The sequence below is a fragment of the Catellatospora methionotrophica genome (assembly GCF_011297335.1).
GTDB lineage: Bacteria > Actinomycetota > Actinomycetes > Mycobacteriales > Micromonosporaceae > Catellatospora > Catellatospora methionotrophica.
This window is the reverse complement of record NZ_JAAOTJ010000001.1, coordinates 1,264,248-1,284,817: the sequence shown is the minus strand read 5'-3', so window position 1 is coordinate 1,284,817 and position 20,570 is coordinate 1,264,248. Positions and strand designations below refer to the sequence as shown.

Annotated in this window: 20 protein-coding genes; 8 read left to right on the top strand and 12 right to left on the bottom strand. The window is 71.4% G+C overall.

Annotation, left to right across the window (positions count from 1 at the left end; genetic code table 11):
* Nucleotides 1-17: 17 nt before the first annotated feature.
* On the bottom strand, nt 18-767 hold the full coding sequence (locus HAV40_RS05600) for a MerR family transcriptional regulator (protein WP_166379614.1): 750 nt from the start codon (nt 765-767) through the stop codon (nt 18-20).
* Nucleotides 768-1,013: 246 nt separating this feature from the next.
* Nucleotides 1,014-1,739, bottom strand: a complete 726-nt coding sequence (locus HAV40_RS05595; protein ID WP_166379612.1) for a hypothetical protein — start codon at nt 1,737-1,739, stop codon at nt 1,014-1,016.
* Nucleotides 1,740-1,941: 202 nt separating this feature from the next.
* Between HAV40_RS05595 and HAV40_RS05590 the strand changes: the two genes are divergently transcribed.
* Nucleotides 1,942-3,099 carry an acyltransferase family protein gene (locus HAV40_RS05590; protein ID WP_239086370.1) on the top strand — a complete coding sequence of 386 codons (1,158 nt, stop codon included), beginning with the start codon at nt 1,942-1,944 and terminating at the stop codon, nt 3,097-3,099.
* Here HAV40_RS05590 and HAV40_RS05585 read toward each other — a convergent pair.
* The 5 genes from HAV40_RS05585 to poxB form a co-directional block, all read right to left on the bottom strand.
* The gene (locus HAV40_RS05585; protein WP_166379610.1) at nt 3,072-3,761 is read right to left on the bottom strand and encodes a response regulator transcription factor; all 690 of its coding nucleotides are present in this window, start codon (nt 3,759-3,761) and stop codon (nt 3,072-3,074) included. The genes HAV40_RS05590 and HAV40_RS05585 overlap by 28 nt on opposite strands.
* Before the next feature lie 210 nt (nt 3,762-3,971).
* Nucleotides 3,972-4,424, bottom strand: a complete 453-nt coding sequence (locus HAV40_RS05580) for a hypothetical protein (protein WP_166379608.1) — start codon at nt 4,422-4,424, stop codon at nt 3,972-3,974.
* 331 nt (nt 4,425-4,755) lie between these two features.
* Nucleotides 4,756-5,490: an SDR family NAD(P)-dependent oxidoreductase gene (locus HAV40_RS05575; RefSeq protein ID WP_239086358.1), complete on the bottom strand. Its 735-nt coding sequence runs from the start codon at nt 5,488-5,490 to the stop codon at nt 4,756-4,758.
* Nucleotides 5,491-5,619: 129 nt separating this feature from the next.
* Nucleotides 5,620-6,213 (bottom strand): hypothetical protein, encoded by a 594-nt coding sequence (locus HAV40_RS05570; protein ID WP_166379604.1) that lies wholly within the window; start codon nt 6,211-6,213, stop codon nt 5,620-5,622.
* A 153-nt stretch (nt 6,214-6,366) separates the two neighbouring features.
* Nucleotides 6,367-8,106: a ubiquinone-dependent pyruvate dehydrogenase gene (gene poxB / locus HAV40_RS05565; protein ID WP_239086356.1), complete on the bottom strand. Its 1,740-nt coding sequence runs from the start codon at nt 8,104-8,106 to the stop codon at nt 6,367-6,369.
* 320 nt (nt 8,107-8,426) lie between these two features.
* Here poxB and HAV40_RS05560 point away from each other — a divergent pair, with 320 nt between their 5' ends.
* From HAV40_RS05560 to HAV40_RS05550, 3 genes are all read left to right on the top strand, one after another.
* A complete protein-coding gene (locus HAV40_RS05560; RefSeq protein ID WP_166379602.1) occupies nt 8,427-9,413 on the top strand; it encodes a DUF3824 domain-containing protein in 987 nt (328 codons plus the stop codon).
* 205 nt (nt 9,414-9,618) lie between these two features.
* Nucleotides 9,619-9,948 (top strand): ArsR/SmtB family transcription factor, encoded by a 330-nt coding sequence (locus tag HAV40_RS05555; protein WP_166379600.1) that lies wholly within the window; start codon nt 9,619-9,621, stop codon nt 9,946-9,948.
* Nucleotides 9,948-10,427 carry an SRPBCC family protein gene (locus HAV40_RS05550; protein ID WP_166379598.1) on the top strand — a complete coding sequence of 160 codons (480 nt, stop codon included), beginning with the start codon at nt 9,948-9,950 and terminating at the stop codon, nt 10,425-10,427. The genes HAV40_RS05555 and HAV40_RS05550 overlap by 1 nt, the downstream gene beginning before the upstream one ends.
* Before the next feature lie 44 nt (nt 10,428-10,471).
* Here HAV40_RS05550 and HAV40_RS05545 read toward each other — a convergent pair whose 3' ends face one another.
* The 4 genes from HAV40_RS05545 to macS form a co-directional block, all read right to left on the bottom strand.
* Nucleotides 10,472-11,287 (bottom strand): DUF6999 family protein, encoded by an 816-nt coding sequence (locus tag HAV40_RS05545; RefSeq protein WP_239086355.1) that lies wholly within the window; start codon nt 11,285-11,287, stop codon nt 10,472-10,474.
* Complete coding sequence (locus HAV40_RS38340) at nt 11,284-13,215, bottom strand: 3-oxoacyl-[acyl-carrier-protein] synthase III C-terminal domain-containing protein (protein ID WP_239086353.1); 1,932 nt, start codon at nt 13,213-13,215, stop codon at nt 11,284-11,286. Before HAV40_RS38340 ends, HAV40_RS05545 begins: the two co-directional genes overlap by 4 nt.
* 81 nt (nt 13,216-13,296) lie before the next feature.
* Nucleotides 13,297-13,926 (bottom strand): response regulator, encoded by a 630-nt coding sequence (locus HAV40_RS05535; protein ID WP_166380090.1) that lies wholly within the window; start codon nt 13,924-13,926, stop codon nt 13,297-13,299.
* 22 nt (nt 13,927-13,948) lie between these two features.
* Nucleotides 13,949-15,055, bottom strand: coding sequence for a MacS family sensor histidine kinase (gene macS, locus HAV40_RS05530; RefSeq protein ID WP_166379596.1), 1,107 nt, complete (start codon nt 15,053-15,055; stop codon nt 13,949-13,951).
* 112 nt (nt 15,056-15,167) lie between these two features.
* Between macS and HAV40_RS05525 the strand changes: the two genes are divergently transcribed.
* The 3 genes from HAV40_RS05525 (at nt 15,168) to HAV40_RS05515 (ending at nt 18,107) form a co-directional block, all read left to right on the top strand.
* Nucleotides 15,168-16,541 carry a dihydrolipoyl dehydrogenase family protein gene (locus HAV40_RS05525; protein ID WP_166379594.1) on the top strand — a complete coding sequence of 458 codons (1,374 nt, stop codon included), beginning with the start codon at nt 15,168-15,170 and terminating at the stop codon, nt 16,539-16,541.
* A gap of 106 nt (nt 16,542-16,647) precedes the next feature.
* Complete coding sequence (locus HAV40_RS05520; RefSeq protein ID WP_166379592.1) at nt 16,648-17,793, top strand: hypothetical protein; 1,146 nt, start codon at nt 16,648-16,650, stop codon at nt 17,791-17,793.
* Between the two features lie 59 nt (nt 17,794-17,852).
* Nucleotides 17,853-18,107, top strand: coding sequence for a DUF3040 domain-containing protein (locus HAV40_RS05515; RefSeq protein ID WP_166379591.1), 255 nt, complete (start codon nt 17,853-17,855; stop codon nt 18,105-18,107).
* Nucleotides 18,108-18,150: 43 nt separating this feature from the next.
* On the opposite strand, the gene HAV40_RS05510 is transcribed toward HAV40_RS05515, so the two are convergent.
* A complete protein-coding gene (locus HAV40_RS05510; RefSeq protein ID WP_166379589.1) occupies nt 18,151-18,789 on the bottom strand; it encodes an N-acetylmuramoyl-L-alanine amidase in 639 nt (212 codons plus the stop codon).
* Between the two features lie 311 nt (nt 18,790-19,100).
* Between HAV40_RS05510 and HAV40_RS05505 the strand changes: the two genes are divergently transcribed.
* Entirely contained in the window at nt 19,101-20,549 is a 1,449-nt protein-coding gene (locus HAV40_RS05505) for an FAD-dependent monooxygenase (RefSeq protein WP_166379587.1), read from the top strand.
* The last annotated feature ends 21 nt before the right edge of the window (nt 20,550-20,570 follow it).

Sequence of the window (20,570 nt, the reverse complement as noted above, 5' to 3'; positions counted from 1 at the left end):
GCCGGTGTTCAGCGCGCTCAGTCCGTGAGGTTGCGGTCCGCGTACACCCTCATCGCGTCACGGACCAGGACCGCCGTGCCCTCGCCGTGCCGGTCGTAGTTCTCGGTGAAGCGCGGGTCGGCGACATACATCTCGCCCAGCCCGACGAAGTACGGCTTGGCCGGTCGGCCGGTGATCGACAACCAGTCGAAGTGGCGCTGGGTGATCGCCTGCACCTCGTCGCTGTCGGCCGCCCTACCGGCCAGGTGCGCCTGGGCGAAGTCCTTGGCGATGTCGCGTTGCCGCCGCTGGAACTCGTCCTTGTCGGCCTGGCTCAGCGAACGCCACCAACGGTCGGCGCTCTGGTAGGCGTCACGTCCCCAGCGCTCGGTCACCTCCTGCTCGTACTGCGTGTGGTCGAAGCCGTCGAATACTTCCTCTGCCATGAGCTGCTCGCCCTCCTCGGTCTTACGCAATGTCGTCCGCACCGACGCGATCTGCCGCCCGATCCGCTCGCGTTCCCGCTCCAGCAACTCCAGATGGGTACGCAGCGCGGTCGCGGTGTCCTGCGGCCCGCCGTCGACCACCTCGGCGATCGCGGGCAGGCCCAGGCCGAGTTCGCGCAGCAGGAGGATCCGCTGCAGGCGTACCAGGCAACCCTGGTCGAAGTAGCGGTAGCCGTTGCCGCCCACCCGGCTGGGCGTGAGCAGCCCCAGCTCGCCATAGTGACGCAGCGTCCGGCTCGTGGTGCCCGCCAGCCGGGCCACATCCTGGATCGACCACTCCACGGTCCGCACCTCCGTTCTCGTCGGTACACCCACCGTAGAAGTTGACGTAACGTCAAAGTCAACGGCTATTGTCACGCGCAGCCCGCCTACGGGTGCCGGAACCATCGGGGTACGGGCGAACCGGCCGCCGTCCCAGGCGCGGATCAAGCGGGTGCGAGGGCCCCACGGAGTGCGTACAGCCGATACCCGGCCCCCGCAGAGCCGTGGCGACGAGCACACGTGCCCGGCAAGTCGAACGATCGAGGGTCAGGCCGTGGCGGACGGCTGCTGTTCCGGCAGCGGGTGGCGCGACGCATCGGCGGTCACGTCGGCGACCACCTCGACCAGGGTCGGACCGTACGCGTCGGTGTCGACCACCCGCAGTAGCAGGGCGAACGGCCGGTTGCCGTGCTCGCGCGCCAGCTGCTGGTACTGCGCGCGCAGATGCCGGGCGCCAGCCTGGTTGGACAACGCGGTCTGCCCGCACAGCAGAAAGACCGGCCGCCCGCCGCCGGGTCCGAACACCTTCGCCAGCAGCACGTACTCGCTGGTCCCCGGCTCGCAGACGTAGGACTGCCCACCGACCACCAAAGTCAGCGGGCGTTCGCCGTCCTTGACGATCGCCACTCCCGGCAACGTGCGTCGCAGGTGGCTTCCGGTACGAGGATTGAAGGTGGGCCCACCGACGCTGAACTCGGTGAGTTCGCCCGGTCCGGTCGGCGCGTCTTCGAAGGAGGCGATCCGAGGCACGCTCCCGCAGTCCCGCGCGATCACCGCCACCTCCAGCAGCGCACCCATGTCGGAACGGTGCACGCTCTGGGGATGCGGTGACGACGCGTGCCGGGACACGAAGAAGACGCACGTCGCCCCAGCCGCCAACCCGAAGAACGTCCGCATCCGGTGCAGTCGCCGCCGGCGCAGCGCGAACTGGGTCAGCCACACCGCCGCGCCGGCGATCGCGCTCGCCAGCAGATTGATCACGAGATCCCACACGGGCCCATCCTTGCCCATCCGATGCCGTCTGCAACAGACTGTCGGGTATGGACTTGTCCCCCCTTCACTAATCAGCGTGGCGAACAGGATTCGTGGCCAGGTCGGCCACAGTCCGTCAGGCCTGGTGCAGCCGCGTCCCGGTGTGACGGTCTTGTGACATGTTCCTCGACGGCCGGGGACATCGCGCTGGCAGTTTCGCCGGGTGCTCAAAGAACCGATGCCGTTCGACACCCGACCACAGCCGCGCGCACAGTGGGCCGACACCGCCAAGGGCGCGTGCATCGTGCTCGTCGTGCTCTGGCATGTGGTGATGAAGGACTACCTGCAGGTGGACTGGCACATCGGCATTCCCCTGCCCGGTGCCTGGGGCACCCTCGGCGAGCAGCTTCTCCCGCTGCGTATGCCGCTGTTCTTCACCATCTCCGGCGTCTTCGCCACCACCGCCCTGACCCGCACCTGGCGGCAGACGGCCCGACCGCGCATCGCCAGATTCCTCTACCTCTACACCGCCTGGCTCCTGATCCACACCGCGATCCTGAGCACCGTCCCCGGCTTCGCGACCGCCCGCGCCGACTCCGCCCTCGCCCTGCTGGAACAGCTCACCATCACCCCGTCGAACCTCTGGTACCTCTACGCCCTCGCCGTCTACTTCGTCATCGCCAAGGCGCTGCGCCACGCCCCCCGCGCCGCAGTGCTCGCCGCGGCGGCAGCCCTGTCGGTGGCCACCGCGTCGGGCCTGCTCGCGACGCCCGGTGACCGCGGCGGCCTGTACCAGAACCTGGTGTTCTTCCTCGCCGGCGTCCACCTGCGTCCCCGGATCGAACGCTGGGCGGAGACCGCGACGCGACGCCGTCTCGTGCTGACGTTCACGACATACGCGGCAGCGCTCGCGGCGATGGCCGCCGTGGGGGCACAGCGATGGCCGGGCGTATGGCTGGCCGTAGGAGTGATCGCGGTCGCGTTCGGCGTCACGGCCGCAGCCCGGCTCGCGAGGCGACCCGCGATCGGCGGCCCACTCGCCGCACTTGGACGGCGTACGCTGCCGATTTATGTGATCCACATGCCGGTGCTGGCGCTGCTGCACCTGGTCCTGCACGACCCGGTGTCGGGTCTCGGTGCGACGGGCCAGATCGTCGCGGCCGTCGTCTACCCGGCGGTGCTGTCAGCCGTGGTGATCGCGCTCTGCCTGCTCATTCACCGGGCGCTGCGCCGGCTGGGCGCGTCGTGGCTGTTCGAGCTGCCGCAACTCTCAGGAAGTCGCGCCTTCACACCTTGGCACGACCGCGACTCTTTAAGAGTTGCGGCAGGCGAGTTGCCGGGCAGGTCGGACGATCATGCGGGGACGGGGCCGAAGCGGTAGCCGAAGCCGCGGACGGTTTGGACGTACACGGGGGTGTGGGGGTCGTCTTCGATTTTGGCGCGCAGGCGCTGGACGCAGGCGTCGACCAGGCGGGAGTCGCCGAGGAAGTCGTGCTGCCAGACGGCTTCGAGCAGCTGGTGGCGGGTGTGTACGCGGGCGGGTTCGGCGGACAGGGTGAGCAGCAGCCGCATCTCGGTCGGGGCGAGGCGGACGCGACGTCCGGACTTGCCGACGCTGAGCGAGCAACGGTCGATGCAGAGTGCTCCGTGCTGCTCGCGGCCGGTCGGCCGGGTGGGCTGGCGGGCGGCTCGCCGCAGGACGGCGCGGATGCGGGCCTCGACGATGCGGGAGTGCACGGGCTGGATCACGTAGTCGTCGGCGCCCGCCTCCAGGGCGGCGACGACGTCGATGTCGTCGTCGCGGGCGGTCAGCACGATGATCGGCAGGTCGCCTTCGGTGCGCAGGTGGCGGCACAGGTCGAAGCCGTCCATGCCGGGCAGGGTGAGGTCGAGGACGATGACCTCGGCGGCGAACGTACGCAGCCGGGCCAGGCCCTGTTCGCCGCTGTCGGCGGTGGCGACGGCGTGGCCGTGCCGGGTCAGGGCCAGCCGCAGGCCCTCGCGTGCGGTGCGGTGGTCGTCGATCAGCAGTACGCGGGTCATGGCGCGAGTTCGCTCACCGCTGCCCGGGGCAGGGCCGGCCGTGCGGTGGCCGGTGGTGGTGTGGTGGTCGTCGGTGGGGGAGCGGTGTTGCCATGGTGCCCACCCCACCGCACCGGCTGTTAGCCCAGCATGAGCTGCTTCGCTCACGGGGTTCTCACGCCGGTCCGCCGCGGGCGGCGTCCGCCCTGCTTCGGACGCCGCCCGCACGGATCACTTACCGGACTCGGGGGAGGAGGCTCGGTCCGGTGAGTGGCCATGGCCGCCGAGGACGCCCGCCTCGGTCGCCTTGAGGATCGCGTCGGCTTCGGCCTGGGTGAGCTTGCCGTCCTTGACGGCCGCGGCGAGACGGTCCTTGAGGCGCTGGGTGCGGTCGGCGGCGTTGTCGCCGGTCTTGTCCCGGTTCTTGCCGTCGGGGCGCAGCTGGGACTGCACCTTCTCCAGGGCGGCGGAGACCTTCGCCTGGTCGACGCCCAGCTCCTTGGCCAGCGCCTCGGCGAGTTTCTGCTGATGTTCGGCGCGCTGGCCGCTCTTGTCCTGGGAGGTGGCGGCGGGCGCGGGGTCGCTGCCCTCTGCGGCCCAGGCTGCGGCGGGAACTGCGACGCCGAGCGCCAGCACGCCTGCCGCGCCGACCGTGACCAGGGTCTTCTTCGAGAACTTCATCATGATGAGGCTCGTCTCCTTGCGATCGGTGAGTCTCCGACGCTGCCGCGTCAGGCTCGACGGAACGCGCAGACAACCTCCGAGGGACCTGGCAGAAATACGCGACGCCGACCGTTTTGCTGCTGGAAGCGCGCTTTGCGGTCAGCGGACGCCCAGGATTCACAGGCGACGCCCAGCCCCCGCCACGCGACCCGCGCCAGCGAGGAGCCCGCCCCCCAGACCCCGCCCCCCACCTGCGGCAACTCTTAAAGACTTGCGGCCTCAGAGGGCATCTGAGGCCGCAAGTCTTTAAGAGTTGCGACGGGAGCGGGGGTCGGGGCCGGGCGGGCGGGGGTCAGGGGTGGAGGCTGCGGCCGCCGTCGATGGTGATGCGCTGGCCGGTGATGAAGGAGGCGGCGTCGGAGGCCAGGAAGCTGACGGCGTGGGCGATGTCGTCGGGGGTGCCCATCCGGCCGGCGGGCACGGTGGCCAGGTAGTCGTCGACGGCCGCGCCTTCGTGGCGCTCGACGGGGATCCAGGCGGGGGCGACGCTGTTCACGGTGATGCCGTGCGGGGCCAGTTCGCGTGCCCAGGCGCGGGCGAGGCCGATCTGCGCGTTCTTCGCGGTGGCGTACGCGGACCAGCCGGGCGCGGGGCGGTCGGCGACCTCGGAGTCCAGGTGCACGATGCGGCCGTGGCCGCGCGCGGTCATGCCGGGGATGAGCGCCTGCCCGAGCAGTACCGGGCTGTGTACGAAGAACGCCAGTTGCGCCTCGAACGCGGCCCGCCCGGCGTCGGCGATCAGGGCCTCGGGCTGCGGGCCGGTCGCGTTGAGGACCAGCACGTCGACCGGGCCGAGGGTGGCCGCGATCGTCTCGGCGAGCCGGGCCACGTCCTGCGCGTCGGTGACGTCGGCCGGGAACGCGACCGCGGTGCCGCCCTCGGCGCGGATCTCGTCGACGAGTCCGGCCAGGGTGTGCACCTGGCGGCCGTTGACGGCGACGGCCATGCCGTCGCGGGCCAGCCGCCGGGCGATGGCCCGGCCCAGGCCCCGGGAGCTGCCGGTGATGAGTGCCACGCGTGTCGTCACGAGGGCGATCATGCCAGCGCCGCGGGTCACGACCCGGTCGGGTGCACAGGCCGCCCACCAGGCGGAACAGGTCGGAGTAGGACGACGCCGGTGGCGGCCGTCAGGCCGCCACCGGCGTCGCCGCCCGGATCAGGGCAGGGTGTACTTGACCTGGTACGAGCCACCATCGCCGACGTAGTAGGCCCAGCCGCCGATCGAACTGTCGTCCGTCGCGACCATGTCGTCGTTGGACAGGTACATCGCCGTCGTGTTGCGCAGCGCGGCCCGCATCTCCGAGATCATCGTCGAGGTCGGCTTCCAGAACGAGATCTGATACTGGTTGAACATGTTGTTGCCGATCCAGGTGATCTCGCTGGCGGTGAGGTCGTTGTCGTAGTCCTCTTCCACCATGAGCGAGATGAGCCGCCAGCTACTGCTGCTCACCCCGGTGGCGACCGTGCCGTTCGGGCTGTACGAGTCGCCGCTGGCGATCTCGTCGTCCCAGCCGCCGGGGCCCCACTTGCCGAACGCCGTCGCGCCCGGGTTGGTCGTGCTGGCGGCGAACACCAGGAAGTACGGGCTGTCGTCGCCGAGCTCGTCGGTCTCCTCGTTGCAGATGACCGTGGTGACCTTAAGCGTCGTGGCGGCCTGCGCCGGTGAGCTGACGGCGAGGCCTGCCGCCAGCGACACGCCGGTCAGCGCGCCGAGCACGCCGATCCTGCGCAGGAGGGATGTGGTCTGCATGGGGGACTCCGTTCCGCCGCGGGTCCGGTGGGCCGCGCGGCTGCTGTGCCGGGAACGGGCCGGAGGTCCCGGCCGCTGCGCACAGCGAAGGCGAACCGGGCTGTGACGGGGTTGCGGCAGGGTTGTGGCGGGGTTGTCGCGCAGCTCAACGCGTCATTCGGCGTCGAGGTCGCGCAGGTTCGTCTTGGCGAGTTCGACGATCTCGGAGCCGCGCCCGGACAGGATCGTCCTGGTGGCGTACAAGGTGAAGCCCTTGATCTGGCCGAAGGTCAGCTTCGGCGGCAGGGACAGCTCCTGGCGGGCGGTGTGCACGTCGACCAGCGCCGGGCCGGGGTGGGCGAACGCGGCCCGCAGCGCGTCCTCCAGGTCGCCCGCCTTCTCGACCTTCGCCCCGAACAGCCCCGCGGCCTCGGCCATCGCGGCGAAGTCGGGGTTGTCCAGCTCGGTGGCGTACGTGACGAAGCCCGCCGCCTTCATCTCCAGCTCCACGAACGACAGCGCGCCGTTGTTGAAGACCACGACCTTCACCGGCAGGCGCATCTGGCGCAGCGTGATCAGCTCGCCGAGCAGCATCGCCAGCCCGCCGTCGCCGGACAGCGACACGACCTGGCGGGCCGGGTGCTCAGCCTGCGCGCCGATCGCGTGCGGCAGGGCGTTGGCCATCGAGCCGTGGTTGAACGAGCCGATGAGCCGCCGCCGGCCGTTCATGTTCAGATAGCGCGCCGCCCAGATGCACGGCGTGCCGACGTCGGCGGTGAAGATCGCGTCGTCGGCGGCGAGCCGGTCGATGACGGCGGTGACGTGCTGCGGGTGCAGCGGCGACTCGTCGGCGGCTGACGTGGCCAGGTTGTCCAGCCGGGCGCGGGCGCGGCGGTAGTGGGCGGTCATCCGGTCCAGGTGCGCCGAGTCGGTCTTGGCGGTCAGCCGGGGCAGCAGCGCGTCGACGGTGTCGCGGACGGTGCCGACCAGCGGCACGTCGACGGGCACCCGGCGGCCGATCTGCTCGCCGCGTACGTCGACCTGCACGATCGGCACGCCCTCGGGATAGAACTGGCGGTAGGGGAAGTCGGTGCCGAGCATCAGCAGCGCGTCGCAGTGCTCCATGGCCCGGTATCCCGAACTGAACCCGATCAGCCCGGTCATGCCCACGTCGTAGGGGTTGTCGTAGGCGACGAACTCCTTGCCGCGGAACGCGTGCACGACCGGTGCCTGCAACGCCCCGGCGACCGCGAGCAGCCGGTCGTGCGCGCCCGCGCAGCCCGCCCCGGCGAGGATGGTCACGCTCCTGGCGGCGTTCAGCACCTCGGCGGCGGCGTCGAGCGCGGCGTCGTCGGGCCGGGTCATCGTCACGACAGGGCGGATCGACTGGGGTTTGGCGTCGGCCGGGGCGTCGGCGAGGAACACCTCGCCGGGCACCACGACGACGGCGACGCCGTTGCGGGCCAGCGCGGTGCGCATCGCGATGTGCAGCACCCAGGGCAGCTGGCTGGGGACGCTGACCAGTTCGGTGTACACGGAGCATTCGCGGAACAGGTCCTGCGGGTGGGTCTCCTGGAAGTAGCCGGAGCCGATCTCGTCGCGGGGGATCTGCGCGGCGATCGCCAGCACGGGCACGCGGCTGCGGTTGGCGTCGAACAATCCGTTGATCAGGTGCAGGTTGCCGGGTCCGCAGCTGCCCGCGCAGACCGCCAGCTCGCCGGTGACGGCGGCCTCGCCCGCGGCGGCGAAGGCGGCGGCCTCCTCGTGGCGTACGTGCTGCCAGGTGATCCCGCCGTCGCGGCGCAGCGCGTCGGTGAGCCCGTTCAGCGAGTCGCCGGGCACGCCGTACATGCGCCGTACGCCCGAGGCCTTGAGCGTCGCGACCATCAGGTCCGCCACCGTGCGCGCCATCATCGCCCCCATCGTCGGCACGGACCTGGTGCCGGTCCGCGTTCCGGGGGGCGTCGCATCATTATCGCCCGTGCGAGCGGCGCGCGTTCACGGTTCGGCCCGGCCCCGCTGGATGGAGGCCTTCTCAGGAAGGTGTCTCTGACGGGGCGTGCTCATATGCGGACGCTCATGCGTCCCGATATGAGCACCCTCTGGCGCGAATGTCCTCCGGCCCGGAGGCGGAGGTGTCGTCGAGGTGGCCCACGTCATCGAGGAAGGGGGGCGATACGGCTGGCCGGGGCGTGGCACACTAGGCCGCCCCTCCGCGCCGACCTGGAGTTTCGATGTCCCAGCTGCCCGACCCCTACGGCCCCGCCGTGCCGTCCCCCTACGCGCCCGCGGGCGGCTACCTGCCGCCGCAGTCGGCGTTCGTGCAGCCCGGCGGCGACCTGTACGACGACCCGCTGGTCGCGCCCCCCAACGGCGGCGTCGGCGGCTGGTTCAAGCGCATCGGCAGCCTGTTCCAGCACAGCTGGAAGTCCACCCTGACCATCCTCGCGATCACCCAGCTGCTGCCCGGCATGGTCATCGGGGTGGGCGCGATCTTCGTCGGGGTGTACGTCGGCCTGGAGATCGTGAACCTGGTCCCGGAGGCCGGGACCGGCACCGGGACCGGCACCGGTGAGTTCGACTTCGCGACGGTGCTGCCGTTGATCGCCGCGGTGGTGGTCGTGGCCATCCTGCTCTACATCCTGCAACTGGCCGGGTACGCCGCCGCGACCCACTCCGTCACCCGGCAGGCCGCCGGAACGCCTGCCACCATCGGTGAGTCACTGGGTTACGGCTTCCGTCGCAGCCTCGGGCTGTTCGCCTGGTACATCCCGGTCGGCCTGATGATCCTCGTGGGTGCGCTCGCCTGCCTCCTGCCGGGCATCTACCTGACGGCCGCCACCGCCCTGGTCGGCCCGATCTTCCTGTTCGAGCGGATCAACCCGATCGGCCGCTCCTTCAAGATGCTCCACAACAGCGGCGGCCGGGTGCTGGGCCGCCTCGCGTTGATCGTGCTGATCACCATCGGGCTCGGGTTCGCGGTGTCGATCATCGAGGCCATCATCGAGGCGGTCGTCAATGCCGTCAGCGACCAGAGTTTCGGGCCGACGGTGAACGGCGTCGCGCTGGTCACCATGGGCGCCATCGTGTCGGTCGTGCTCAGCGCGGTCATCCAGCTGCCGGTCACGATGTTCCAGTTCGCGGGCATCCTGCTCACCTACACCGAGCAGCGCGGCTACGAGGGCGCGACCACCCCGCACCTCAACGCCGAACTGCACTGAACCACGGCGCGGCTGGCTACCGGACCGCGTGGGTCGACCGTTCCCCCGTGCTGAGCTAGCGGCCCTCCGATCGGCGTGGCAGGGTGCCCGCAGCTAAAGCGGCCACGTTCGCGCTGCCGTGAGCAAAGGGGCTGCTGGCCTTAGCTGCCGAGGTCGGCCCACGCGTGTTGTGTTGCCGAACTCGGTAAGTCTAGACTTACCGTTCGTGGAGACTTACGGAGAGAGCGGCCTGGGGTTGCTGGGTGACCCGACCCGGCGCGCGATCTTCGAGCTGCTGGCACGGCGGCCCAGTTCGGTAGGCGAACTGGCCGATCTCCTGCCGGTCAGCCGCCCTGCGGTGTCGCAACACCTGCGGGTTCTCAAGGACGGTGGCCTGGTCGTCAGCCGGGCCGACGGCACCCGCCGCGTCTACCAGCTCAACCCCGACGGCGTGACCGCGCTGCGCGCCTACCTCGACCGTGTCTGGGAGGACGCGCTGACGGCGTTCCAGAAGGCCGCCGAAGCGGCCTCCCCCGCATCCGAACAGGAGTCCTGATGACCGCTGCACCCATCCCGCCCCTGCACGCGAAGGTCACCGTCGCCCTGCCCGCCGCGCGGGCGTTCGACTTCTTCACCGCCTCGTTCGACACCTGGTGGCCCGCGCAGTACCAGATCGGCGAGGCGGACCTGGCCGAGGTCGTCGTCGAGCCACGCGAAGGCGGCCGCTGGTACGAGCGCGGCGTCGACGGCAGCGAGTGCGACTGGGGCCGGGTCCTCGCCTGGCAGCCGCCGCACCGCCTCGTCCTCACCTGGCAGATCAACGGCAGCTGGCAGTACGACGCCGACCCGGCGCACGCCAGCGAGATCGAGATCCGGTTCACCGAGGACGGCCCCGAGCAGACGACGGTCGAGCTGGAACACCGCCACCTGGACCGTCTCGTCGCCGGCCAGGAACTGCGCGACGGGCTCGTCGGCGGCGGCGACTGGCGTGCCGTCCTGGAGCTGTTCGCCAAGGCGGCAACAGACCGGGAGTAGCGCGACCGGCGCAGGCCGTCCCTCGGCGGCCTGCGCCCGCATCATCACGCCGGGTCACCGGCCGCCAGGTTCACGAGCCGGGCGTGGGCGTACTCGTGGACGACCGCGTGCTCGTAGACCGCGCGGGGCACGTCCAGGCCGCTGTCGACGCGGACCACGACCCCGCCCGGCCGCCAGCGCAGGAACGTGTCGTCGCCGGTCAGCTCCGCGAGCACCGTCATCAGCGACTCGTCGAGCCGCATCGAGTGCACCGCGCGCCGATACTCCTCCCTGGTCAGGCACAGCGCGAACGGGATGTTCATCAGGCACAGCGCGGTCTGGATGTCCAGCCGCAGCAGCCGCCGCAACCCTGGTGACGCGTCGACCGGCGGCACCGCCAGCATCGAGAAGTCCAGCGGCCCGCGCGGCCCGCGCCGCCCCGCGCCGAGGGCGATGAGCACGTCGTACACGTTGACGTCGTGTTCGATGACCGCACTGTTGCCGAGCCCGGCCAGGGTCGTGGGGCGCAGCACCGGCTCGGTGACCCCGGTGACGGCGCTGTTGCGGGCGATGAACGCCAGCAGGTTCGTCTCGATGAGGAAGTGCCGGATCAGCAGCTCACCGGCGCGCGGCGAGACGAACCGGCGCAGGAACCAGACACACAACCGATCCATCGTCGTATGCGCCGAGAACGTCCACGGCAGCAGCGCCTTGACGACCCGGATCAGCCACACCGCGACCCGCGACACGATCCGCGCGGGCGGGTACAGCCACCGGCGGGTCCACTGCCGCTGGTCGGCGACCACCATCGCGAGCACGTCCCGGTCGATCGGCACGGTCGGGTCGGCCATGATCGCGGTCCACACGGTGGGGCCGTTCACGCGTCGACCTCGGCGAGCTGCATCGCGTACAGCCGGGCGACGACCTCGGCCGTGCGCACCACCCGGGCCGCCGCCGCGCGGTCGGGCAGCGCCTCGCGCAGCAGGTGTGCCAGCTCGGCGAAGTGCGCGTCGTCGGCGTCGCCGTGGTAGCTGAGGAAGCTCACCTGGTCCTCGCGCAGGCCCAGCTGCTCGCGTAGGGCACGCGCCCAGCCCAGCACCAGTCCCGCGCCGAGCCCTTCGATGACGAACATGGCCCCGAGCAGGTCCACCGGGTCCGGCTGGCTCGCCTGGTGGAACACGTACGCCGACAGCGCCTCCGACCCGATGTTCTTGCGCGCGCCCTGGATCTGTTCGATCGTGCCGCCGACCGCGCAGTAGTCGCGTTCGAGCAGCTGGTAGTCGCGGTGCTCCTCGGCCGCGTGCTTGATCGCTGCGCTGCGCAGCGCGAACATCTCGACGGAGAAGTTCGACGCGGCCCGGCTGATCCACCGCCCGCCCTCGACGACCTGCTGGCGCAGGTGCACCAGCAGCCGCCGGTAGTCGTCGAGCGTCGCCGTGCCGGTGTCGATCCGCCGGACCAGGGCAGTGGAGCGCACCTGCCGTTCGAAGTCGTCCCACACCCTGGCCAGCTCCAGCACCGTCCAGCGCACCAGTTCACCGTCGCCGTCCTGTGCGACCAGCGGCGACGGCGTACCCCCGACGGACGCGGACCGGGCGCCCGGCAGTGCACCAGTCAGCTGCGCCGCGGGTGGCGTGGCGGCGTCGCCGTGGACCGCGACGCGCGCCACCTCGCCGCCGCCCACCGGGGATGCCGGGTCGTCCGCGGCGACGCAGGTGAGCTGCGCGAACGCGAGCGAGTAGCGGCCGGACTCGGGCACGATCAGCAGGATGCGGTCGCCGGGGGTGAACCGGCCGGTCCGCCACGCCTCCTCCAGCATCACGAAGATGCTGGCAGCCCCCGTATTGCCGCGCGTGTGCAGGTTGGTGAACCAGCGCTCCTCGTCGATCATCAGGTCGGCCTCGCGGAGCAGCCCGAAGATCTCGCCCCGGAAGTGTTCGGCGCTGTAGTGGCACAGCACGTGGTCGATGCCGTCGGGCGTGAACCGGCCCGCCCGGACCAGCCCCATGTACTCGCGCAACCCGAGCCGGAACAGCGCGGGCAGCGCCTTCACGTCCTGGCGCAGCCGGATCAGCCCGGCCTGCTCGGCGGTCGCCACGTCCGGCCCGTCGAGCCACGTCTGACCGGCGACGGGCTCCCCACCGGCCGACATGCACACCGGCCGCTCCCCGGCGTACGACACGAGGTGGGTCCAGTCCAGGCGCAGGCTCAGCCCGTCGGGGCGCGGGTTCGGCTCCAGGACCACCGCGCCCGCCCCGTCGGACAGCGTCCAGCGCAGGAACTCGGCGTCGAAGGTCGACCGGTCGCCCTCGTACCGGCTCTGCCGCAGCGAGCGGCTGACCAGCTCCGATCCGACGACGACGGCCGCCGGGTGCTCGCCGAGCCGGACCGCGCGCGCCGCGGCGGCCAGGGCGGTCATGCTCGACGCGCACACCCCGCCCGCCGACAGCACCTCCATCGGCGGGCCGCCGAGCCGCCCGTGCACCATCGAACCGAAGCCCGGCACCAGCAGGTCGCCCTGGGTGGTGCCCGCCGCCAGCATGCTGACCGCGTCCAGGGGCAGGTCGCGGTCCTTGAGCGCCTCCTGCACGGCGGCCGCGGCCAGTTCCTCGTTGAGCATGGTGACCGCGCCCTGCTCGTCGAGCGCGTAGTGCCTGGTCCGGATGCCGTTGGCGGCCAGCACCCGCGACCGCAGGCCCGCGCCGCGTGCGCCTGCGCCGAGCCGCTGCGCGATCTGGTCGGCGTCCAGCGGCTCGCCGGGCAGGTAGGCGCCGAAACCGGTCAGGTACACGTTCGGGGAAGCAGTCATGCTCCCGATTCAGCCACGTCCGGGGTGAAAGCGAATCCGCTCACACACTCACTCGCGATGTGCGGCGTACTCAACGGCGGGTCAGTCGTCGAGGCCCTGCTCGATGGCGTAGCGGACCAGCTCGACCCGGTTGTGCAGCTGGAGTTTGCCCAGCGTGTTCTGCACGTGGTTCTGCACGGTGCGGTGCGACAGGGTGAGGCGTTCGGCGATCTGCCGGTAGGTCATGCCCTTGGCGACCAGGCGCAGCACCTCGGTCTCGCGCTCGCTGAGCCGGGGCGCGTCGGCCCCGTCGCCGGGCGCGGCGGCCAGCCGCCGGTACTCGCCCAGCACCAGGCCAGCGAGCCCGGCCGTGAACACGGCGTCGCCCTCGGCGGTGCGCCGCACCGCGTCCAGGAACTCCTCCCGCGCGGCCGACTTGAGCAGGTATCCGGCCGCACCGGCCTTGACGGCGTCGAGCACGTCCTGCTGCTCGCCGCTGGCCGACAGCACCAGCACCCGCACCTGCGGCAGGGCCGCGACCAGCCCCTGGATGACCTCCACGCCGGACAGGTCCGGCAACTGCAGGTCGAGCACGACCACCTCGGGCCGCACCGACGGGCCGATGCGCACCGCCTGCGCGCCCTCGCCCACCGCCGCGACGACCCGGTAACCGGCGTCGGTCAGGTCACGGGCCACGCCGTCCCGCCACATCGGATGGTCGTCGACCACCATCACGTCCACCACGGGCGACAGCCTAGCGGGGCAGCGGCACGCGTAGTTCCACCTCGGTGCCCTGACCGGGCCCGCTGGTGATGGCGACGGTCCCGCCGAGGTCGCGGACGCGGCCCTGGATCGACTGCGCGACGCCGAGCCTGCCCGACGTCGCGGCCTCGGCGAGCCGGCCCGGTGCGATGCCGGGGCCGTCGTCGCGGATCGACACGGTGACCGCGTCGGGTTCCTGTTCGACCAGCACCCAGGCCCGTGCCGACGAGCCGCAGTGGGTGGCGACGTTGTCCAGGGCGCTGCCCGCCGCCGCGGCCAGTTCCGCCGCGACCGCCGCGGGCAGCAGCACCGGGGTCGCCGGGGTGGCGACGGTGACCAGCGGCGACCCGTACCGGCCCAGCAGCAGGCGCAGGTCGGCGGTGCCCGCGACGGCCGCGGTGACGTGTACGCCGACCAGCGAGCGCAGCACCGCCTCCTGCTCCCCGGCGAGCCTGCCCAGTTCGGCGGCCTCGCCGCCCAGTTCCGTGCCGCGTCGCTGCACCAGGGCGAGCACCTGCAGGACGGAGTCGTGCATGCCGCGCGCCAGGCGCTCGCGTTCGCGGGTCGCGGCCTCCAGTTCCACGGCCCGCTGGAGTCTGGTCTCAGCGTCGTCGGTCAGCCGCGACACGTATCCCATGACGCCGCCCGCGAGCAGCAGCAGCACCGTGCCGTTGACGGTCGCGGAGGTGATCTCGCCGCGCAGGAACAGGTCGGCCGCGCCGACGATCAGCGCGGCGATCCCGCCCGCGCGGCGGCCGCCGCGCAGTGCCCAGACCAGGACCGCCCCGGCGACCCAGGCCATCGGCAGCGTCGCCCCGCCGGAGCTGAGCTTCGCGGCGGGGACGACCAGCATGGAGGCGAGCAGGCAGGCCAGGGTGAAGGCGAGATCGGCCGCCAGCCAGCTGCGGTTGCGCCCGGCGGGGTCGTGGTAGTGCACGCCGGTGACGGCGGTCCACGCGATCATGGCGGCGAGCACGGCCCAGCCCAGCCACGGGCGGGTGAAGTCACGGAAACCGGTCAACATCAGGACCGTGGCGTACACCAGTGCCGCGACCCGGAACACGGTGACCGCCCGCCACAGCGGCGCCTGCAGTCCCATCGGCGATCTCCGTCCTTCCCGCGCTGGATGTCGGCAGCCAGACAAGAGGATCCGCCGCCGGGTGTCAACCGCGCCGGGTTTGCGGCCGTGGCCCTTCGGGCACTGTCCGTGCATGGGTGAGCAGGTGGACGCGGTGGTCATCGGTCTCGGCGTGGCCGGTCAGGACGTCGCCCACCGGCTGCGTGACGGCGGGCTGACGGTCGTGGGCGTCGAGGAGCACCTGCTCGGCGGCGAGTGCCACAACTGGGCCTGCGTGCCGACGAAGATGATGGTCCGCGCGGGCAACGTGCTGGCCGAGGCGCACCGGGTGCCGCAGTTGGCCGGAACCGCCACGGTCACCCCGGACTGGTCGCTGGTCGCCCGCCGTATCCGCGACGAGGCCACCCACGACTGGAACGACGCCGAGATCGCCGAGGAACTGACTGACGCCGGAGTGCGGCTGGTCCGGGGCAGTGCCAGGCTCGCCGGGCCGGGGAAGGTCGTCGTCGACCGCGCGTCGGGCGGGACCGAAGAGTTCAGCGCCCGCGCAGTCGTGCTGGCGACCGGGACGCGGCCCGCGGTGCCGGACATCGACGGACTGGCCGGGACGCCGTACTGGACCAACCGGGACGTCGCGGAGCTGACCGAGGTCCCACGGTCGGTGACGGTGCTGGGCGGCGGACCGGTCGGATTGGAGTTCGCGCAGGTCCTGCGAAGGTTCGGCGCGGAGGTGACGGTCGTCGAGGCCGAGGACCGGCTGCTCGGCCGCGAGGACCCGGAGGTCTCCGCGTTCGCCGAGGACGTGCTCGCCGGGGACGGGGTGCGGGTGGTCACCGGCGTGAAGGCCGAGCGGGTCGAGTACGGCGGCGGGTTCGTGGTCCGGCTCGCCGACGGGCAGAGCGTGACCTCGCAGCGGCTGCTGGTCGCCACCGGGCGCGAGGCCAACCTGCGGGAGCTGGGGCTGGACACGATCGGGCTCGACCCGCAGGCTAAGAGCCTCGACGCCGACGACCGGCTGCGCGTCGCCGACGGGGTGTGGGCGGTCGGCGACATCACCGACCGGGGACAGTTCACGCACGTCGGGACGTACCAGGGGCGCATCGCCGCCGCCGATGTGCTCGGCCAGGACGGTGACCGCGCCGACTACCGGGCCGTGCCGCGCTGCGTGTTCGTCGACCCCGAGATCGGCGCGGTCGGGCTGACCCGAGCCCAGGCCGAGGAGCAGCGGCTGCGGGTACGCATCGGACGGGCGTGCATCCCGGAGTCGGCGCGGGGATTCCTGCACCACGCGGGCAACGCGGGGTTCATCACGCTGCTCGCCGACGCCGACCGGGACGTCCTGGTCGGCGCGGTGTCGGCCGGTCCCGCCGGTGGCGAGGTGCTGGGGCTGCTCACGCTGGCCGTCCACGCGCGTACGCCACTGCCGGTGCTGCGGAACATGATCTACGCGTACCCCACCTTCTGCCGGGCCGTCGAGGACGCGCTGCGCGACATGGACACGCGCTAGCCGCTGTCCGATGCCCGCCACCTGCCGCCGTATCAGCGGCCGGTCCCGGCTCATCTTCTCTGGCGTAGGCGGTCACCCCCGACCGCGTGGCCCGAGGAGGAACCAAATGCAACCAGACCCGAGCAAGTTCGAGCTTCTCAAGCAGCGCGCGCTGATGACGTTCCGGGTCAACCTCGAGCGGCTCAACCTGCTCGTCGGCGTGGCGGTGCACGACCTCGCCGAGGCCGAGTTCACCAAGCTCGCCAAGGAGACCACCGGGGCCGACTTCGACCTGGCCAAGCCCGAGCTCGCGCCGATCGCCATGTGCGACAAGGGCGGGGTGGGCATGGCGAAGCTGGCCGAGGCGTGCGAGGCGCAGTCCAATGCCAAGGACGGCTCCTACCGCCCGCGCAGCCCGTACTTCGTCGGATTCACCTGGGCGCTGCGGCGCAAGAACCGGCTCGGCAAGGAGCACGCCTACCTGAACCACACCTACCCGCAGCCGGTGCCCGAGGAGTTCCAGAAGGAGTTCGAGGACACCACCTCGTGGTCGCCGTTCTGGGGGATGCTGTCGATGTTCTGCCCGTCCGGCGGGACCGTGCCGCACCTGCCGTACTACGGGGTGCCGTCGCTGGAGGACCCGTTCAGCGGCGCCGACATCCTCGCCGAGCTGGAGGGCGAGCGGCTGCTGATCGCGCACCGGGAGAAGCTGATCGCGGCGAACAGCGCGCCGCTCGGGCTGCTGAGCCTGGGCGCTGCGAACATCGACTTCAGCCGCCCGTTCATCCTGGAGACCCCGACGCACATCCACCGGGGCGGGCTGGCCAGCACCACGCCCAACCATCCGCTGGACGGCAACACGGGCTGGGTGCAGTCGTACCACAAGAAGAACAAGACGGTGAGCTTCACCGCCGCCGCCGGCGGCCGCAACCGGGTTCCGGGTGTCGACGAGTTCAACCTGACCTGGGCCGGCAACGTGTTCGGCCTGATGCTGGTCAGCTTCGCGGCCGTGATGAAGGTGCGCGCCGGGCGCGGCCAGGGTCTGCTGGCCCTGACCGACGGGGTCACCTACGGCGACGCGTACCACGCGTACGGGGAGAACCACTGGCTCGGCGCCCGCCGGGCGATGACGGGCTTCGCCGACATGTTCGCGCGGTTCGGGGCGCTGGCCCGGTCCGGATTCGGCACGCACGTGATCGAGAGCCCGGCCGACGACGGCAGCACCGACCTGTGGGTGGCCGTGGACCAGCCGAAGACCGGGCTGAACGAGTAACGGCTCGGGCGGTATCCGCGCGCCTGTGCGGGTAGTCAGACGGCACAGGAGGTGGACCGATGTCGTTGCGTCCGGAGGAGCAGGAGCTTCTGGAGGGGCTGGCCGCGTACACCCGCGTCAGCGACCCGGCGTTCGTCGCGGGACTGGCCAACGGGGTCGCCCTGCCGCCGGTCGAGTACCGCAGGCTGCACCGGGCGCGGCTCGCCTCGGCGCTGGCCGCCGCCGGATCGGCGCTGGCGGGCCTCGTGCTCGCGGTGGGCTGGCTGGCCGGTGCGCTCGCCGAGACGAGCACCGCCGTCGCCGTCAGGTGGTGAACCCGGTGCGGGCCCGTGAGGACTACGGGCCCGCACCGGCGCCTCATAGCCCGAGGAACGCGGCGATGCCGCGGGCGTGCCCGCGGGCGGTCGCGGTGATGAAGTCGGCGCGCTTGAGCAGGTTGGCGTTGGCGACCGTGTCGATGAACAGGTTCTCGGTCAGCACGGCGGGCATGTTCGACTCGCGCAGCACATGCAGGTTCGAGGTCTTCTGGCCCCGGTCGGTGACGGATGCGACCGAGCGCATGTTGCTCAGCACGTTGGAGTGGATGAGGCTGTGCAGCCGCTGCGTGGTCCCGGTCGTGCCGGGGTAGCGGTAGCTCTCGAAGCCGGTGCCGCCACCGGCGTTGATGTGGATGCTCACGAAGATCGCGGCACCCCACGCGTTGGCGTCGTCGGTGCGGTAGGCCAGGCTGCGGGTGATGTCGGTGGTGCGCGACATCCGCACGTCGACGCTGTAGCTCGCCTTGAGGATGTCGCGGGTCTGCAGGGCGATGTTGAGGGTGAGGGTCTTCTCCTGCAGGCCGTTGGCGACCGCCCCGGGGTCGGTGCCGCCGTGGCCCGGATCGATGTAGACCTTCGGCGCGGCCGCGAAGGCGGGTCCGGCGGCGAAGGGGGCCGCGACGACACCCGCGGCGGCGGCCAGCAGGGTGCGTCTGCGCAGGTGGGAGTTGCCGTTCATGGTTCACCTCTGGGGGCGAGGGACGGGGACGGCGTGAATCTATTACATGTGCATTCATCTATGAAGATGTTCTACGTAAATTCTTTGCCGACTGACTATTTCCTACGGCGCGTGCTCACGTGGGGGGCAGCGGACTGGACGCGACAGGGCTCGGCCTTGTAGTTTGCTGCTGAACGTGACGCTGCCCGAGGAGGTGAGACCCATGAACGCTGGATCGAAGTGGGTGCTCCCCCTTGCCGTCACGGTCGGGCGACTGACGTAGCCGTCGCCGGGAGCGCCCCACCACCGTGGCACTCCCGAAAGGCAACACCATGCACGCTGCGCCATTCACCCCCGACTACGACGTGATCATCGCCGGGTGCGGCCCGACCGGCGCGATGCTGGCCGCCGAACTACAGCTGCACGACGTACGGGTCCTCGTCCTGGACAAGGAAACCGAGCCCACGTCGTTCGTTCGCATCGTCGGCCTGCACATCCGCAGCCTTGAGCTGTTGGCCATGCGCGGGCTGCTCGACCGGGTCGCCGAACGCGGGCGGCGGCGACCGGCGGGCGCGTACTTCGCCGCCATCGACAAACCCGCGCCCGCTGACGTGGACTCCGCACACGCCTACCTGCTGGGCATCCCGCAGCCGGTCATCGTGCAGCTGCTCGAAGAACACGCGATCGCGCTGGGCGCGCAGGTCCGGCACGGCGCCACGGTGACCGCGTGCGAGCAGGACGACGACGGCGTGACCGTCGAACTGGCCGATGGGGAGCGGCTGCGTACGCGCTACCTCGTCGGCTGCGACGGCGGGCGCAGCACGGTGCGCGGACTGCTCGGCGTCGGTTTCCCCGGCGAGCCGTCGCGGACCGAGACGCTGATGGGCGAGCTGGAGGTGGGTGTTCCGGCGGAGGAGGTCGCCGCCAGGGTGGCCGAGATCCGCGAGACCGACCAGCGGTTCTTCGTCGGGCCCGCGGGCGTCGGGGTCTACCGGGTCATCATCCCGGCGGTGGGCGTCGGCGACCGTACGAAGCCGCCCACGATCGAGGACTTCCGGCAGCACCTGCGCGCCGTCGCCGGGACCGACTTCGGCGTGCACTCCCCGCGCTGGCTGTCCCGCTTCGGCGATGCCACCCGGCTGGCCGAACGTTACCGGGTCGGGCGGGTGCTGCTGGCCGGCGACGCCGCCCACATCCACCCGCCGATCGGCGGGCAGGGCCTCAACCTCGGGGTGCAGGACGCGTTCAACCTCGGCTGGAAGCTGGCCGCGCAGATCCAAGGCTGGGCGCCGGAGCCACTGCTGGACACCTACCAGGCCGAGCGCCGTCCGGTCGCCGAGGACGTGCTCGACAACACCCGCGCGCAGATGGCCCTGTCGTCCGCCGAACCCGGTGCGCGTGCCGCCCGCAGGCTGCTCAGCGAGCTGATGGACTTCGACGTGGTGAACCGCCACCTGCTGGAGAAGATCACCGCGATCGGCGTCCGGTACGACTTCGGCCCGGGCCCGGACCTGCTCGGCCGCCGCATGCGCGACATCGACGTCAAGTCCGGCCGCCTGTACGACCTGCTCCATCGCGGCCGTGGCCTGCTGCTGGACCGTAGTGAACGCCTGACTGTCGGCGGCTGGTCGGAACGGATCGACTATTGCGGGGACTCGTCGGCGATGCTGGATGTTCCGTGCGTCCTTCTGCGCCCGGACGGCCACGTCGCCTGGATCGGCGACGATCAGCAGGACCTGAACGAACACCTGGTCCGCTGGTTCGGCAAGCCCAGCAACTGATCTCGGCCTAAGGCAGGCACC

Bases quoted from the DNA above. Each gene is read 5' to 3' on its own strand.
- HAV40_RS05585 (WP_166379610.1), bottom strand. From the start codon at position 3,761: ATGACCCGCGTACTGCTGATCGACGACCACCGCACCGCACGCGAGGGC.
- HAV40_RS05580 (WP_166379608.1), bottom strand. From the start codon at position 4,424: ATGATGAAGTTCTCGAAGAAGACCCTGGTCACGGTCGGCGCGGCAGGC.
- HAV40_RS05570 (WP_166379604.1), bottom strand. From the start codon at position 6,213: ATGCAGACCACATCCCTCCTGCGCAGGATCGGCGTGCTCGGCGCGCTG.
- poxB (WP_239086356.1), bottom strand. From the start codon at position 8,106: ATGATGGCGCGCACGGTGGCGGACCTGATGGTCGCGACGCTCAAGGCC.
- HAV40_RS05560 (WP_166379602.1), top strand. From the start codon at position 8,427: ATGTCCCAGCTGCCCGACCCCTACGGCCCCGCCGTGCCGTCCCCCTAC.
- HAV40_RS05550 (WP_166379598.1), top strand. From the start codon at position 9,948: ATGACCGCTGCACCCATCCCGCCCCTGCACGCGAAGGTCACCGTCGCC.
- HAV40_RS38340 (WP_239086353.1), bottom strand. From the start codon at position 13,215: ATGACTGCTTCCCCGAACGTGTACCTGACCGGTTTCGGCGCCTACCTG.
- HAV40_RS05535 (WP_166380090.1), bottom strand. From the start codon at position 13,926: ATGGTGGTCGACGACCATCCGATGTGGCGGGACGGCGTGGCCCGTGAC.
- macS (WP_166379596.1), bottom strand. From the start codon at position 15,055: ATGGGACTGCAGGCGCCGCTGTGGCGGGCGGTCACCGTGTTCCGGGTC.
- HAV40_RS05525 (WP_166379594.1), top strand. From the start codon at position 15,168: ATGGGTGAGCAGGTGGACGCGGTGGTCATCGGTCTCGGCGTGGCCGGT.
- HAV40_RS05520 (WP_166379592.1), top strand. From the start codon at position 16,648: ATGCAACCAGACCCGAGCAAGTTCGAGCTTCTCAAGCAGCGCGCGCTG.
- HAV40_RS05515 (WP_166379591.1), top strand. From the start codon at position 17,853: ATGTCGTTGCGTCCGGAGGAGCAGGAGCTTCTGGAGGGGCTGGCCGCG.
- HAV40_RS05510 (WP_166379589.1), bottom strand. From the start codon at position 18,789: ATGAACGGCAACTCCCACCTGCGCAGACGCACCCTGCTGGCCGCCGCC.
- HAV40_RS05505 (WP_166379587.1), top strand. From the start codon at position 19,101: ATGCACGCTGCGCCATTCACCCCCGACTACGACGTGATCATCGCCGGG.